Origin of the sequence: Bifidobacterium sp. B4079, from assembly GCF_026537385.1 — a bacterium.
In the GTDB taxonomy this organism is placed as follows: Bacteria; Actinomycetota; Actinomycetes; order Actinomycetales; family Bifidobacteriaceae; genus Bombiscardovia; species Bombiscardovia asteroides_I.
Genome location: NZ_JAFNMH010000004.1, coordinates 28,647 through 42,102, shown reverse-complemented (window position 1 = coordinate 42,102; position 13,456 = coordinate 28,647). Strand labels below are relative to the sequence as shown.

At 60.3% G+C, this 13,456-nt stretch carries 11 protein-coding genes and 2 tRNA genes; 6 read left to right on the top strand and 7 right to left on the bottom strand.

Translation table 11 applies throughout. The features are described from left to right. Window positions 1-44: 44 nt before the first annotated feature. Genes J3T95_RS08145 through J3T95_RS08135 form a run of 3 tightly spaced genes read right to left on the bottom strand, consistent with a single transcriptional unit; the run spans window position 45 to window position 3,181 of the window. A complete protein-coding gene (locus tag J3T95_RS08145; protein WP_267430908.1) occupies window positions 45-905 on the bottom strand; it encodes a carbohydrate ABC transporter permease in 861 nt (286 codons plus the stop codon). Window position 906: 1 nt separating this feature from the next. Next, complete coding sequence (locus tag J3T95_RS08140; protein ID WP_267451071.1) at window positions 907-1,893, bottom strand: carbohydrate ABC transporter permease; 987 nt, start codon at window positions 1,891-1,893, stop codon at window positions 907-909. 25 nt (window positions 1,894-1,918) lie between these two features. Then, window positions 1,919-3,181 carry an ABC transporter substrate-binding protein gene (locus J3T95_RS08135; protein WP_220236608.1) on the bottom strand — a complete coding sequence of 421 codons (1,263 nt, stop codon included), beginning with the start codon at window positions 3,179-3,181 and terminating at the stop codon, window positions 1,919-1,921. Window positions 3,182-3,506: 325 nt separating this feature from the next. Here J3T95_RS08135 and J3T95_RS08130 point away from each other — a divergent pair, with 325 nt between their 5' ends. Beyond that, a complete protein-coding gene (locus tag J3T95_RS08130) occupies window positions 3,507-4,520 on the top strand; it encodes a LacI family DNA-binding transcriptional regulator (protein ID WP_220236607.1) in 1,014 nt (337 codons plus the stop codon). 148 nt (window positions 4,521-4,668) lie between these two features. On the opposite strand, the gene J3T95_RS08125 is transcribed toward J3T95_RS08130, so the two are convergent. Next, complete coding sequence (locus J3T95_RS08125; protein ID WP_267451070.1) at window positions 4,669-6,420, bottom strand: FAD-dependent oxidoreductase; 1,752 nt, start codon at window positions 6,418-6,420, stop codon at window positions 4,669-4,671. Between the two features lie 121 nt (window positions 6,421-6,541). Next, window positions 6,542-7,105, bottom strand: a complete 564-nt coding sequence (locus tag J3T95_RS08120; protein WP_015021096.1) for a peroxiredoxin — start codon at window positions 7,103-7,105, stop codon at window positions 6,542-6,544. A 157-nt stretch (window positions 7,106-7,262) separates the two neighbouring features. Between J3T95_RS08120 and J3T95_RS08115 the strand changes: the two genes are divergently transcribed. The 3 genes from J3T95_RS08115 to J3T95_RS08105 all read left to right on the top strand — a co-directional run bounded on the left by J3T95_RS08115 (window position 7,263) and on the right by J3T95_RS08105 (window position 11,044). Next, window positions 7,263-8,648: a hemolysin family protein gene (locus J3T95_RS08115; RefSeq protein ID WP_267451069.1), complete on the top strand. Its 1,386-nt coding sequence runs from the start codon at window positions 7,263-7,265 to the stop codon at window positions 8,646-8,648. Between the two features lie 233 nt (window positions 8,649-8,881). Further along, on the top strand, window positions 8,882-9,361 hold the full coding sequence (locus tag J3T95_RS08110) for a Dps family protein (protein ID WP_220236604.1): 480 nt from the start codon (window positions 8,882-8,884) through the stop codon (window positions 9,359-9,361). Window positions 9,362-9,784: 423 nt separating this feature from the next. Further along, window positions 9,785-11,044: a Na+/H+ antiporter NhaA gene (locus J3T95_RS08105; protein ID WP_267451068.1), complete on the top strand. Its 1,260-nt coding sequence runs from the start codon at window positions 9,785-9,787 to the stop codon at window positions 11,042-11,044. A 110-nt stretch (window positions 11,045-11,154) separates the two neighbouring features. Here J3T95_RS08105 and J3T95_RS08100 read toward each other — a convergent pair whose 3' ends face one another. Both J3T95_RS08100 and J3T95_RS08095 read right to left on the bottom strand, forming a co-directional pair. After that, window positions 11,155-11,922, bottom strand: coding sequence for an SDR family oxidoreductase (locus J3T95_RS08100; RefSeq protein WP_267401042.1), 768 nt, complete (start codon window positions 11,920-11,922; stop codon window positions 11,155-11,157). Window positions 11,923-12,400: 478 nt separating this feature from the next. Beyond that, complete coding sequence (locus J3T95_RS08095; RefSeq protein ID WP_267401044.1) at window positions 12,401-13,009, bottom strand: M48 family metallopeptidase; 609 nt, start codon at window positions 13,007-13,009, stop codon at window positions 12,401-12,403. Between the two features lie 104 nt (window positions 13,010-13,113). Here J3T95_RS08095 and J3T95_RS08090 point away from each other — a divergent pair. Further along, window positions 13,114-13,187, top strand: a tRNA-Ile gene (locus tag J3T95_RS08090). A gap of 38 nt (window positions 13,188-13,225) precedes the next feature. Then, a tRNA-Ala gene (locus J3T95_RS08085) sits at window positions 13,226-13,298 on the top strand. Window positions 13,299-13,456 lie beyond the last annotated feature (158 nt).

Sequence of the window (13,456 nt, the reverse complement as noted above, 5' to 3'; positions counted from 1 at the left end):
GAGCCGCCCGCTCAACTGCAGTTGGGCGGCTCCTGACTAAAAGACTACTTGACTGCTCCGGCCACCATCCCTGCAATGAAGTACTTCTGCAGGAACATGTAGGCGACCACCATGGGTGCTGCCGCAATCAGGGATGCCGCTGCGGCGACGCCCAGATTGTTGGTATTGGCCGAGAAGAAGGAGGCCACACGAGGGGCAATGGTCTGGGCCGAGGGATCGGTCAGGATGTAGCTGGACAGGGCGTAGTCGTTCCATACTGTCGAGCCGGTCATGATGACCACGGTCGCCGTCACCGGCTTGAGCATGGGCAGGACCAGGCGCATGAAGACTTGGAGCCGGTTGGCCCCGTCCAGCTCGCCGGCCTCATCAATCGCCGGGGGTATGGCCTTGATGAAGGCCGTGTAGAGGAAGACCGACAGAGGCAGGTTGGTGGCCGTCAGCACCACGATGATGCCCCAGTAGTTGTTCACCCCGCCGATTCTGACCAGGAAGGAGTAGAGGGGGACCAGGATGCTCAGCGGCGGAATCATCATCATGGAGAGGATGAAGGCCGATACCAGCTTGTTGAATCGGGTCAGGCGACGAGCCAGGGGGTAGGCCGCAGCTGCTCCCAGGATGCAGACCAGGGCCGTCGCCCCAACAGTCACCACCACGCTGTTGAGAACGGATTTGAGGATGCCACCCTCGTTGACGGCCTCGGACCAGTTGGACCATGCCAGGTCGTGGGTGCGCATGCTCAGGGCCGAGCTCAGATCGTCCGAAGGCTTGAGCGAGGTGGTGATCGCCAGGTAGAAGGGCAGGAGCTGGCAGAGGCAGACGATGACCAGAAAGAGGTAGATGGCCCAACGCCCACGCTGGTATGACCGCTCGGCAGGGGTCATCGCATTCTTGTTCTTGCTAGCCATGTCAGGCCTCCCAATCCAGCTTGGTCAGCCCCTTGTTGACCAGCCAGGTCACGATGGCAATCAGGACAAAGAGGAAGACTCCGATGGCCGAGGCATACCCGGCCGCCTGGTTGTCGAAGTAGATCGTGCCGATATAGGTCGAGATGGAGTTGGTGGCATACCCGGGGCCGCCGCCTGTCAGCACCTTGACCATGTCGTAGAGCTTCAACCCTCCGATCAGGTTCAGAACCACGCTGGTCGTGAAGGCGGGCGACAGGAGCGGCAGGGTGATGTTCCAGAACTTCTTCCAGCCGGATGCCCCATCGACCTCGGCGGCCTCGACCACCTCCTGGTCCATGGTCTGCAGACCGGCCAGGTAGATGATCATGGAGACGCCGACGAACTGGATGGAATTCACCAGCACGATGATGCAGACCGAGAACCCCGCATTGTTGAACCAGGCCACCTTGTGCAGACCCAGCGCCGTCATGACGGCGTTCAGGGCGCCCTGCTGGTACTGGAAGACGAAGTAGTACATGATGCCCATGATGACCGGGGCCACCAGAGCGGGCAGGTAGATGATGGCCCTGATCAGGGTGCGCCCCTTGATCCTGGCGTTCAGCAGCAGTGCCAGAGCCAGGCCCAGGATCTGCTGAAGCACTGTGCTGCCAATGCCGTAGATAAAGGTGTTGATGACCACCTGCTTGAAGTTGGCGTCAGTCAGCATCTGCTTGTAGTTGGCCAGCCCCACGAAGGACTTGGCCTCGTTGTACCCGTCCCAGTTGGTCAGGGAAAGTCCGATCCCCGACAAGAGCGGATAGATGATGAAGATCACCAGGAGGATGACGGCAGGAAGATAGAAGAGATTGATCGAGGCACCCTTGAAACGGCGACGACGCGGGGCGGGACCCCTGACATGGTCAACGGATGTATCCCTGCTATCCCCATGTAACGGTGATCCGGATTGGGTGTCCTGCGAAGGAATCGTCCCTGAGCGGCTATCTGTCATGACTCGGCTCCTCTTGGTTCACTGCTCAGGAAGACTTCTGGCCATACAGGCTGTTGAAGGAGGTCTTGACCTGATCGGCAGCGGCCTGTGCAGTCAGCTGACCGGTCAGCAGACCGTCGGTCGACTTGGCCAGAGTGTTGTACATGCCGTTGGGCAGGTACTTGCGGTCGAAGAAGGGGACTAACTTGGTCTTCTTCTTGTTGACCCAGTAGTCGTATGTTGGCTCAAACTGCCCCAGCGCGGACTTGACGCCGGTCAGGGCCGAATCGTTCATGCTCACGTCTACCAGCTTCTGCAGGTTTTCAGGCTCGGCCATGAAGTCGATGAACTTCAATGCCGCGTCCTTGTTTTTGCTGGTCTTGGAGACGCCGAAGGTCAGGGTGTCCTCGCCTGTAGAGAAGTAGGGTCTGCCGACTTCTGCAGGAACCGGCATCATGCCCAGCTTGACCTTGGGATTGTAGGACTGGATCAGCTGTGAGCTGCCGTTGGCGCGGAAGGAGAAGCCGACCTTGTCCTGGGCCATCAGCCTGGATATGTCATCCTGGGAGGCGGAAGTGTAATCCACATTGAACCAGCCGTCCTTGGCCCACTTGGCCACCCTGGAGGTGTACTTCTCGTAGACTGCGGTATCGAACTTGCCGGCAGAAAGGTCCTTGAGCTGGCTGTCGTCGTACATGCCCGGAAGCATATAGTCGGCGATGTCGCCATTAGGACCCGCATCCTTGTTGGAGGAGATGAGCGGGGTGTACCCGGCGGCCTTGAGCTTGGTGCAGGCCTGCTCAAAGGCGTCCCAGGTGTCGATGGACTTGGGATCGATGCCGACCGCATCCAGAACCGTTTGGTTGTACATGATGCCAGACACTTGAATATCAGCAGGAAGGGCGTAGAACCTGCCGTCCTTGGTCTTGAAGACATCGTTGCCTATCGGCTTGAGCCGCTTGGCCCAGGGCCTGTTCTGCAGAGGCTCAAGAAAGTTGCCGTACCGGTCGCGCGACCAGCCGTGGGTGTTCCATATGTCCGGAGGGTTGTGGCCCGCTAGGCGAACCTTGATGTCGTTCTCGTTGTTGTTGGTGCCAGGAACCATCTTGATGGCGATGTCTGGATTCTTTGCCTCGAACTTCTTGCCCAGGCCCTGAAGAGCCTTGAGCTGGGGGGTCCCCGTCGACTGCATGGTCATGAATTCCACGGTCTTCTTGCCCCCGGAGGAGGAAGAGCCGCAGGCAGCCAATGAGGTTATTGCCATAGCGCAGCAGATGCCGACCGCCGCCACCGTCTTGATCTTGTTCATCAACCACTCCTTCGTAGGTTGCTTCTTCGCCGAACACGTTCCGAGAGAACCTGAACTCATTCGTGATTCTTAATATACACGAGTAGATTCGTCTGTCAAATATCTGACGCTGGTTGCCTAAACAGTTGCTTTTGAGGAAAAACGCACCCGCAATGGCTGGTTTTTTGGTGCTATTTACCTTGATTTTTCAGCCTTAGCAAGACATGTGCAGACAGATCAATAATGGTGCTCAACCGGGTTTGACGGCAATATCAATTCGAGTAGATTCCCTATTCCGGGTAGCATAAATTGAGACTGGTGAATAGGCAGATGGGAACGAACTCTGATGGCTGCAAACAACAAGGATCACCGACAACGCAAAAGGGCCACGCGCACGGATGTGGCCAAGCTGGCTAATGTCTCCACAGCCGTGGTCAGCTACGTATTCAACAATGGGCCCAGGGCTGTGGCTCCGAACACATCCAAGCGGGTGCGCGAGGCGGCGAAGCTGCTGAACTACCACCCCAACCCCACGGCGCGCGCCCTGCGCACCGGCTATTCCAAGATGCTGGGGGTCATTGTGCCGGATTCTTCCAACCCATTCAGCGCCGGCATCTACGACGAGCTGCAGACGGTGGCCATGCGGCGGGGATACTCGGTTCTCTTCATGAACGTGCGCAGCGACCCCGAATTGGAGGAGCAGGCCATCAGACAGCTGCTGGAGCGCAACGTCGATGCCATTTTCCTCTCATCCTCACGCAGCTACGCACAGCTGAGCATGGCTCATCTTGAGGAGAGTCGCTTCGTCTTCATGGACCAGCCCAACCGGGTGAGCAATGCCAAGAGCGTGTCGACCGATTTCTTCCACTCTGGCCTGACCGCCACCCAACACCTGATCGAGCACCGGCACTGCAGCGTCGACATGCTCTTCGGCGGCTCCCCCGACGACCGGGGCGACGCCCGCATCCAGGGCTGGTATGCGGCCCATCAGAACGCCAACCTTCCCGCCGGCAGGATTCGCCAGGCCTTCTTCACACGCGAGGGCGGCTACCGCGCCACCTTGGACCTGATTGACAGCGGCAGACCACCCCAGGCCATCTTCGCCGGATCGGACCTGGAGGCCATGGGTGCTTTGCGAGCCCTGCATGAACGCGGGCTGCGCATTCCCGAGGATGTAGCCATCGTCTCCTTTGACGGCACCATCGACTCCCTCTACACCTGGCCTCAGCTGACCACCATGCAGCAGGACACTGCGAAAATTGCCGCCTGCGCCATCAATGCGGCCTTGGAGCCGGACCAGGTCCCCGACGTGCAGATCATCAAGGCGGATCTAGCCATCCGCCACTCCTGTGGCTGCTGATACAACAAACTATCCAAACCATGGATAATATCCAGAGCTTTTCATCAATGCAGACCTGCAACATATACCAAAAAGACGCTGGCATCATCACCGCAAAGGCAATAGACGCCAGCGCCTTCTCAGACTCTGTTCAGGTTCAGACCCAGGGTCAGGCCCCAATCAGATCCAGCATTTCAGGTACGGACTTCTTGCCGAACTCCACGGTCTCCTGTCCGTCCTTGCGGATCACAATGCAGGGGACGCTCATGACCTGGTATTGATCCTTCAGCTCAGGGAAGCGGGCCAGGTCGTAAGCCTCGGCGCGCACCTTGCCGTTCTGGGCCGCCACCCGCTGGGCGGACAGGACCGTAGTCGGGCACATGGTGCAGGTCAGGGAGACCAGCATCATCACGTCCACCCGGTCCTTGATGGCATCGATCCGGTCCGAGGTGGGCTGATCAACCTGCTGCCCGGGGCCCGCCGCATTGTAGAGGGCCAGGACGAAGGAGTTGAACTCGTGGCCGCTGGGCACGCCATGGAAGGCCAATCCGGTCGGCTGGGAGACGCCCTGGTCGTCCAGCCGGCAGATGCGCACGCTGGGACGTGCATCAGGCAGGTCGCTGGAGGGATCGTAGTCCTTGCTGTCCTCGTCCGTGCGGGAGTCGACCCTGACGGTCAGCTTGCCGTCGGAGAGCCCGACCAGCTCATCCACGAAGGCCTCCAGCTCCTTGGAGACCTGGCTGCCGTCCAGATCCAGGGCCAGCTCCAGCTTTCCTGTCATCTTGCCGAAGACCATGTCCAGCTGTTTGCGGATGTCCGGCCCGAAGAAGCCGGAGGTCTTGGCCAGGGCCTGGCCGTCCTCCTGGGCCACAGGCGCGGGCGAGGTGCCCGAGGCCAGGGCGGAGTTCTCGGCCTGCCGCTCGGAACGGGCGTAGGGGGAGTCCTCGGGCCGCGGCGGCACCAGGCCGGTCTTGTCCGACATGTTGGAGGCGTAGCGCTCCAGCTCCACGGCGGCCACAGCCCCATCGGAGGCGGCGGTGATGACCTGCCGCAGGTTCTTGACCCGCAGATCCCCGGCGGCGTAGATGCCTGGCACCGAGGTCTCCAGGTAGTCGTGGGTCAGCACGTACCCGTGGTCATCCAGATCCACCACGCCCTTGAGTATGCCGGTCTGGGGCACGTAGCCAGCGAAGACGAAGACGCCAAAGGTGCCGCCATCCTGGGGCTTCCAAGTGGTGGTCTGCCCGCTCTTGCGGTCCAGGATAGCGGCCTCGACCAGCCCGCCGGGGCCAGCGGAGACTCCCTTGAGCTCGGTGGAGTAATGAATCTCGATCTTGTCGTTCTTCCGGGCCTCGTCAGCCACGGCAGCATCGCAGGTGAAGTCCTCCTCGCGCACCAGCAGGGTCACTTTGGTGGCGTACTTGGTCAGGAAGACCGACTCCTCAGCGGCTGCGAACCCGCCGCCGACCACCAGGACCTCGCGCCCGGTGAAGAACTCGCCATCGCAGGTGGCGCAGTAGGCCACACCGCGGCCCGCATACTCCTGCTCGCCCTGGAAGCCTATCTTGCGGGGGCTGGCGCCGGTGGCGATCAGGATGCCGAAGGTGCGCAGGTCGCCCCGAGAGGTGTGGACCACCTTGATGTCGCCCTGGGCCTCGATACCTGTGGCCTCGGCGCTCATGAACTCGGCTCCAAAGTTCTGGGCCTGCTGGCGCATGGTATCGGTCAGCCTGCGGCCATCAGTGCTGGCCACGCCCGGGTAGTTGACCACGTCGGCCGTGATGGTGATCTGGCCGCCAAAGTCGTCCTTCTCCAGGATCAGGGTGCGATACCGCGCCCGGGCCAGATAGAGGCCTGCGCTCAGGCCTGCAGGTCCACCGCCGATGACGACCACGTCATAGAGATTCTTGTCTTCCGTCATGAATGCCTCTTCCGAAGGAATGCACGGATGTGCTGGTGTTGGATACTGGTCGTGAATACAGAAAAGGGAACCCGCCCTGGTCGCTTCCGATCGGCGAGTTCCCGATATTGGCAGCTGCAGATCAGAGCTGACCGACCAGATCCAGGCTGGGCTCGATGGTGTCCTCGCCGGGCTCCCACTTGGCAGGGCAGACCTGATCGCCGTGCTCGTAGACGAACTGGGAGGCCTGGACGCGGCGCAGCAGCTCGTCGGCGTTGCGGCCCACGTTGGAGGAGATGACCTCGTAGGCCACGACCTTGCCTTCAGGGGTCAGAATGAAGTCGCCGCGCTCGGCCTTGCCCTCGGCCTCGTTGTAGGTCTGCAGGTCCTTGGCCAGGGTTGCGGTCGGATCGGCCAGCATGGGGTACTGGACCTTGGCGATCTTCTCGTTGGCCTCGTGCCAGGCCTTGTGGACGAACTCAGTGTCGCAGGAGACGGAGTAGATCTCGCAGCCGATCTTCTTGAAGTCCTCGTACTTGCTGGCCAGATCCTCCAGTTCGGTGGGGCAGACGAAGCTGAAGTCCGCAGGGTAGAAGAAGAGCAGGGACCAGTGTCCCAGCAGATCCTTCTTGGAGACCGGGAAGGTCTTGTTATCCTGGTAGGCCTGCGTGGTGAACTCAGTCAATTCGTGCTGAAGCTGTGACATGGGAAAATCCTTTCGGGAGCGTTGGGAACGTCGGCCTGAAGCCGAACCTGTCTCCGTATTTCATGCTAGTCAGGAAGCACTGCATGGGGAAGACAGAGGTTCGCCGCTGGGGTGTGACATAGGGCACATGGGGCGTCCATACCCTAGCATTGAGGGTATGGCATTATGGCTGAACATCCTGCTCATTCTCTTCTTCCTCCTGATCGGATCCGTCTTCTCGGGGACCGAGCTGGCGCTGGTCTCCCTGCGCGGATCGCAACTGGAACAGATGGAGCAGCAGGACGCACGCGGCGCCCGGGTGGCCCGCATCGCCCGCGACCCCAATACCTTTCTTTCCGCTGTGCAGATCGGCGTGACGCTGACAGGCTTTCTCTCGGCCTCCTTCGGCGCATCATCCATCGCCCCCTACGTAGTGCCCGTCCTGACCGGGTGGGGAGTGCACGAGAGCCTGGCCGGCACCCTGACCACGGTGATCCTGACCCTGATCATCTCCTACTGCTCCATCGTCATCTCCGAGCTGGTGCCCAAGCGGATCGCCATGCAGCGCACCGAGGCCATCGCCAGGGCCGTCGTCCCGGCCATCGACGTCTTCACCACCCTGTGCAGGCCGCTGATCTGGCTGATCGGCAAAAACACCAACCTCATCGTGCGCATCCTGGGCTTCGACCCCCAGCAGACCGACACCGAGGTCAGCGATGACGAGCTGCGGATGCTGGTCTCCTCCAACACCAACCTGAGCAAGGACGAGCGGATGATCCTGGGCGACGTCTTCGATGCCTCAGAGACCAGCGTGGCCGAGGTCATGCGCCCCCGGGCCGACGTGGTCTTCATCGCCGGAGACATGCCACTGCAGGAGGCGGTCGAATTCGTGCACGACGAGCCCTACTCGCGCTACCCGGTGACCGGACGCGACTTCGACGACGTGCTGGGCTTCGTCCACGTGCGCGACCTGATGGACGTGCGCAATCCCCAGGCCAAGACCGTGGCCGACGTAACCAGGCCCGGCATCGCCCTGCCCGGCACCTCCAAGCTCCTGCCCAGCCTGGAGAAGCTGCGCAAGAAAGGCATCCACCTGGCTGTGGTCATCGACGAGTACGGGGGCACCGACGGCATCGTCACCCTGGAGGACATGACCGAGGAGCTGGTAGGCGACATCCGCGACGAGTACGACCTGCCTGAGGAACAGAACCCGGCCCATCCCCAGGCAACCGCCTTCGTCAACGGCGTGGCCACGGTTGACGGCGGCATGACCATCGAGGACTTCGCGGACCTGACCGGAATCGAGCTGGAGGACGGACCCTACGAGACCCTGGCCGGCTACTTCCTAGCCCAGACCGGGCGGATGGGGCAGGTGGGCGACGTGGTCCACTCCGACGACGGATATGACATGGTGGTGACCAAGGTGGACGGGCGGCGCATCGAGACCATTGAGGTCAGGCGCCGGCAGGAGGCTGAGGGCCAGTCTGGCGATAATCACGAAGCCGGAGAAGACGGAGCGGATGAAGACAAGTCGAATCCCGAAGCAGGAGCAGGCCGGGAATAACCAGAGCGGTTCTAATCTGACTGAGATTGATTTGACCGAGGCTGGCCGTCAGCCTACGAGCATCCCACGCTAGTCAAGGAAAAATGACTGTCAGCGTAGCCGATGGTCCGTGAATGATTTCACTGGTTGATTCCCGCAAAATCCAAGCGTTTCCTTGCCTTTTCATCTAGTCTGGAGATACAAGGTCGGGGCTGACCCGACCGCAGGCATAATTTCATATTTAAGGAGCGATTATGGCATTGAACTTTACCGTACCGGGACTCGACGAAGCGACCAGCGAGAAGGTCATCTCCATCCTGCAGAGCCGTCTGAGCCAGGAACAGGAGACTGCCCTGATTCTCAAGCACGCCCATTGGAACATGAAGGGCAAGGAATTCATCGGCATCCACGAGATGATGGATCCCGAGGTCGATTCGGTGCTGAACATGGCCGACGAAACCGCAGAGCGCATCGCCACCTTGGGCGGTTCCCCCGCCGGACGGCCTGACGACATCATGAAGAACCGCGACTGGGATGGCATCACCATGACCGGCCGCCAGGATGCCCTGGACTATCTGAAGGCCCTGGACACCTACTACACCACTTTCATCAAGCGCGACCGCGAGGCCATTGAGAAGCTGGACGACCTGGACATCGTCAGCTCCAACATCCTGCAGGACCACGTGCAGGAGCTGGAGCACTTCCAGTGGTTCATGCGCAGCCATCTGTTCTGAGTTGCTGAGTTACTCGATTTCTGAGCTCTGAGAGCTCATCGCCGCCTCCGATAGGCGGTATGCCAGCGGCCCTGCATCGTAAAAGGTGCAGGGCCGCTGGCATAACTCTTTGAACAAGATAGAATTGACATTTGGGAGACAGCCGGGCGCCGCCTCATGCCGGGAAGACTGGTCGGCCACGGAAGACCGAACCCTATCCGCCCGACCAGGAGCATCATGCCGCCCACGCCCACATTCCCAACATCTCAAATCAATCCACGTCGTCAGGATCCCGAACCATCAGACCCCCGACTTTCGAATTCTCAGCAGAATTCCAAGCCATCGAATGCCCAACCATCAAATCCACAGCGTGGGCAGGGCGGATCTGACAGGGACCAGCACAACAGACATCATCGTTCAAATTGTTTCGCAACCCTATCATCCTTGGCTGAAAACGATCGGATCACCGGGCCATTCATGATGGTCTGCGCAGTAGCCGGACTGATCCTGGCCAATCTGCCGAAGGCCGGGCCAGGCCTGAATGCGCTTGCCGCCTGGGTACCTCTGGATCTGCCGAGCGGGCTGAACCTGTCCTTGAAGGACTGGATACAGGACGGGCTGCTGACCATATTCTTCCTGACCATGGGTCTTGACCTGCGCCAGGAAGCTGCCACGGGCACTCTGCGCGACCACAGGCAGGCCCTACTGCCCATGCTGGCCGCTCTAGGCGGTGTGGCCGTTCCGATCCTGATCTACTGCCTGCTCAACCTGGGCTCCCCCGCTGGTTTGCGTGGCTGGGCTGTCCCAACGGCCACCGATGTGGCCTTCTCCCTGGCGGCGCTGCAACTGCTTCTGCCCAAGGCCGGGCCCGCCCTGCAGGCCTTTTTGATGACCCTGGCCATCTTCGACGATCTGATTGGCGTCCTGCTGATAGCCCTGGGCTACTCCAGTTTGGGACAACAGAGCTGGCTGCTTGTCTGCCTAGCCGGCCTTGTGGTCTGGGCCCTGCTGGTCCGAGCGGTGAGCCGTTCCTCCCAACTCTGGAGACCGTTGATGCTGCTGTTCCTGTTGGGCGCCTTAGCGGGCGGACTTCTGGCCTGGTACGGCCTCTTCAAGGCTGGAATCCACCCAGTGTTGGCGGGAGTGGCGATGGGCCTATTGACCCCTGTGGCCAGGTCACGCGAGGCTGAACCATCCGGAGCAGAATCTACCGGGGCCAATCCAGCTGAGACCAAGACAATAGGAATTGAGCAGAGTTACTCCCGGGCACCATCGCCTGCCGAACAGTTGGATCGCCTGCTGACGCCTTTGAGCGCCCTGGTTGTCCTGCCCGTGTTTGCTTTCTTCTCGCTATCCATCTCCCTAGATCAGCTGGGGCCCGGACTGCTGACTGACCGCGTCTTTTGGGGCACCACGCTGGGACTGGCCTTGGGCAAACCCTTAGGAATCATGACCGTGGTGATCCTGGCAGGTCATTTGGGGCTACGGCGGCCTGCTGGCTCCACGACCGGGAACATGATCGGCCTCTGCCAGCTCTGTGGAATCGGCTTCACCATGTCTTTCTTGATCGCCAACCTGGCGTTCGCCGGATCCCCGCGCCTGGAGCCAGCACTGCTGGGCGTGCTGGCGGGATCGGTCCTGTCCGTGCTCATCGTGGCCGTCGGCACTATCCCCGGTCGACTGCGTTCCGCTAGGCACACATAGGCTTAGCTGCCAAGACTCAACCTCTGCCAGACCCGGTTCCTGCCAGAATCAACCTGTCAAACTGGGTTTTTGGCAGAATCAGTTTTGCCAGAATCGGTCCCTTACCAGGCTCAGCTGCGACGGTAAAGCTTGGTGTATGAGCCCTCGGCACGAGGACGAACCACAATCTGGTCGATGTCCACAGTGTCGGGCTGCTCCAAGGCCCAGGTGACGCATCCTGCGATGTCGTCGGCGGTCAGCGGGTCGGGCACACCGGCGTAGACCGCGTCAGCCCGGTCGCTATCACCGCCGAACCGCTTCAGGGAGAACTCATCGGTGTGGACCAGACCAGGGGCGATATCGACCACGCGCACTGGCTCGCCAATCAGTTCCAGCCGCAGAATGCGGGCCATGACCCGTTCCGCCGCCTTGGAAGCACAGTATCCACCGCCGCCCTCGTAGGGCTCGATGCCTGCCGTCGAGGAGATGACGAGAACCGTGCCCTCCGACTCTTTCAGGGCCGGGAGCAGCTTCTGGATGACCCGCAGGGTGCCGATGACGTTCAGCTCGTACATGCCGCGCCAATCGTCCAGGCTGGAGGTAGCCACCGGGTCCTTGCCAAATGCCGCACCGGCACAGTTGACCAGAGCCTTGACCGGTCCACCCTTGAGTACAGCATCGACGGCCACCTGAGTGGAGTCCTCGTCGGTCACATCGCATACCTCATAGGTGAAGTTCTGACCCAGCTGGTCGGCGAGGGCCTTGAGATTGTCCTCGCGCCGAGCCAGTCCGACCACCTTCCAGCCTTTGTCCACCAAGGCTCGCACACTGGCCTGACCGATGCCGCTCGAAGCGCCGGTCACCACAGCACGCTTGATTGTCTTCTTGGATTCCGTCATCTCATCTGCTCCTTCATGATCGATTGCCCCGGATCGGCTCCACACTAGCCTCCGGGCCGCAGGGAGCCTGCCTAGCTGCTGCAGGATCGCCCCTCTTCCTCAACGCTAGCGCACCAGCATGGGCTGCGGCAGTCTCCTGTCGGCTTTGGAGGACAAATGTGGCGCATTAAACCAGCCTCGGGTAGAGTCAGCACGAATCAAATGCAGATCAGCTGAGTCAGAACAGCTCACAGTCAGTTCAGTCTGAATCAGACCGCATAGGCAGGTTAGATCTGCACAGACAGAACGCATCAAAAACCAATCCGACTTCGCTCCAAAAGACACAGCAGAGGTTCGGACGCGAAATCATCAGCACGTATGATGCCACAGATTCGTAATTTACAAGCTCACATTGCACAAATTCTGAAATCACGTGGAGCTGATGGCTCCGGAATTCATGGCTCTCGAAGTCATATCTTCATATGTCTAGCTTCTGTAGTCACAAAGCCAAATAGCGGTTGAGTCGACGACGGCGCTCAGTCCAGTCGGGCATATAGCGATCCATCCGCGCGCGGAAGCCGGGGCCGTGACCGTGCTCGTAGAGGTGAGTCAGCTCGTGAACCAACACATACTCCAACAGATCGGAATCCAGCCAAGCCAGGTCGGTGTTGAGCCGGATACTGGCAGTGGCGGGGGTGCAGGAGCCCCAGCGCGTTTTCATCTTCCGCAGACTGATGCGCTCGGGCCGACGACCCACTACGGGGACCCACCGATCAAGCAGAGTCGGCAGCCTCTCTTGGAGAATTCTCTTGGCTTCGTCCTCGGATCGTCCTGGCTGTAGCTGACCATCGGCTCCGGATTGGGCGTAGACATCGCGTGAGTGGGCCAGACGTTCTCTAGTGGTTGCAATCCAGCGGTGCTTGCCGTCGATAAAGGCACGAATCTGGTCGTCGCCCAGCTTTAGAGGCGCCGTCACTTCCAGATGGCCGTCAGGCGGCTTGACCCGCAGATAGACGTTGGCGATCCGCTTCCTGATAACCAGAACAGTCTCACCACCGACCTCCAGCTGCTCCGACCGGACTGGTTCCGCACGCCGTTTCCGCCTCATGACCCCCATTCTTCCGCCAAGACGCGACGCGACGCCGCCGAGATTGACTTGAGGGGACACTATGGTAAGCTAACCATTTGTGTGATTCTTCGGTCACACGGCATGGGCCTGTAGCTCAGCTGGTTAGAGCGCATCCCTGATAAGGATGAGGTCGGAGGTTCAAGTCCTCCCAGGCCCACGCATTTCTTGCGCGGTTGAAGTTCTTTTCACATTCACGGGGCTATGGCGCAGCTGGTAGCGCATCTGCTTTGCAAGCAGAGGGTCGCCGGTTCGAATCCGGCTAGCTCCACAGATAGTATTTCCGAGGCTTTCGAGGCTTTTTTACATCATCTTTGGCAAATATCGACTATCCAACTACGACTACTACAGCGTGGATAACACTGATCCAGTGGGGTTGACACTCTAGCAGCTGAAGCTCATACAACCGAATGTATGACCACACCCCGC

Excerpts from the sequence above, each read along its gene's own strand:
- J3T95_RS08145 (WP_267430908.1), bottom strand. The coding sequence starts at position 905 with ATGGCTAGCAAGAACAAGAATGCGATGACCCCTGCCGAGCGGTCATAC.
- J3T95_RS08140 (WP_267451071.1), bottom strand. The coding sequence starts at position 1,893 with ATGACAGATAGCCGCTCAGGGACGATTCCTTCGCAGGACACCCAATCC.
- J3T95_RS08135 (WP_220236608.1), bottom strand. The coding sequence starts at position 3,181 with ATGAACAAGATCAAGACGGTGGCGGCGGTCGGCATCTGCTGCGCTATG.
- J3T95_RS08130 (WP_220236607.1), top strand. The coding sequence starts at position 3,507 with ATGGCTGCAAACAACAAGGATCACCGACAACGCAAAAGGGCCACGCGC.
- J3T95_RS08125 (WP_267451070.1), bottom strand. The coding sequence starts at position 6,420 with ATGACGGAAGACAAGAATCTCTATGACGTGGTCGTCATCGGCGGTGGA.
- J3T95_RS08120 (WP_015021096.1), bottom strand. The coding sequence starts at position 7,105 with ATGTCACAGCTTCAGCACGAATTGACTGAGTTCACCACGCAGGCCTAC.
- J3T95_RS08115 (WP_267451069.1), top strand. The coding sequence starts at position 7,263 with ATGGCATTATGGCTGAACATCCTGCTCATTCTCTTCTTCCTCCTGATC.
- J3T95_RS08110 (WP_220236604.1), top strand. The coding sequence starts at position 8,882 with ATGGCATTGAACTTTACCGTACCGGGACTCGACGAAGCGACCAGCGAG.
- J3T95_RS08100 (WP_267401042.1), bottom strand. The coding sequence starts at position 11,922 with ATGACGGAATCCAAGAAGACAATCAAGCGTGCTGTGGTGACCGGCGCT.
- J3T95_RS08095 (WP_267401044.1), bottom strand. The coding sequence starts at position 13,009 with ATGAGGCGGAAACGGCGTGCGGAACCAGTCCGGTCGGAGCAGCTGGAG.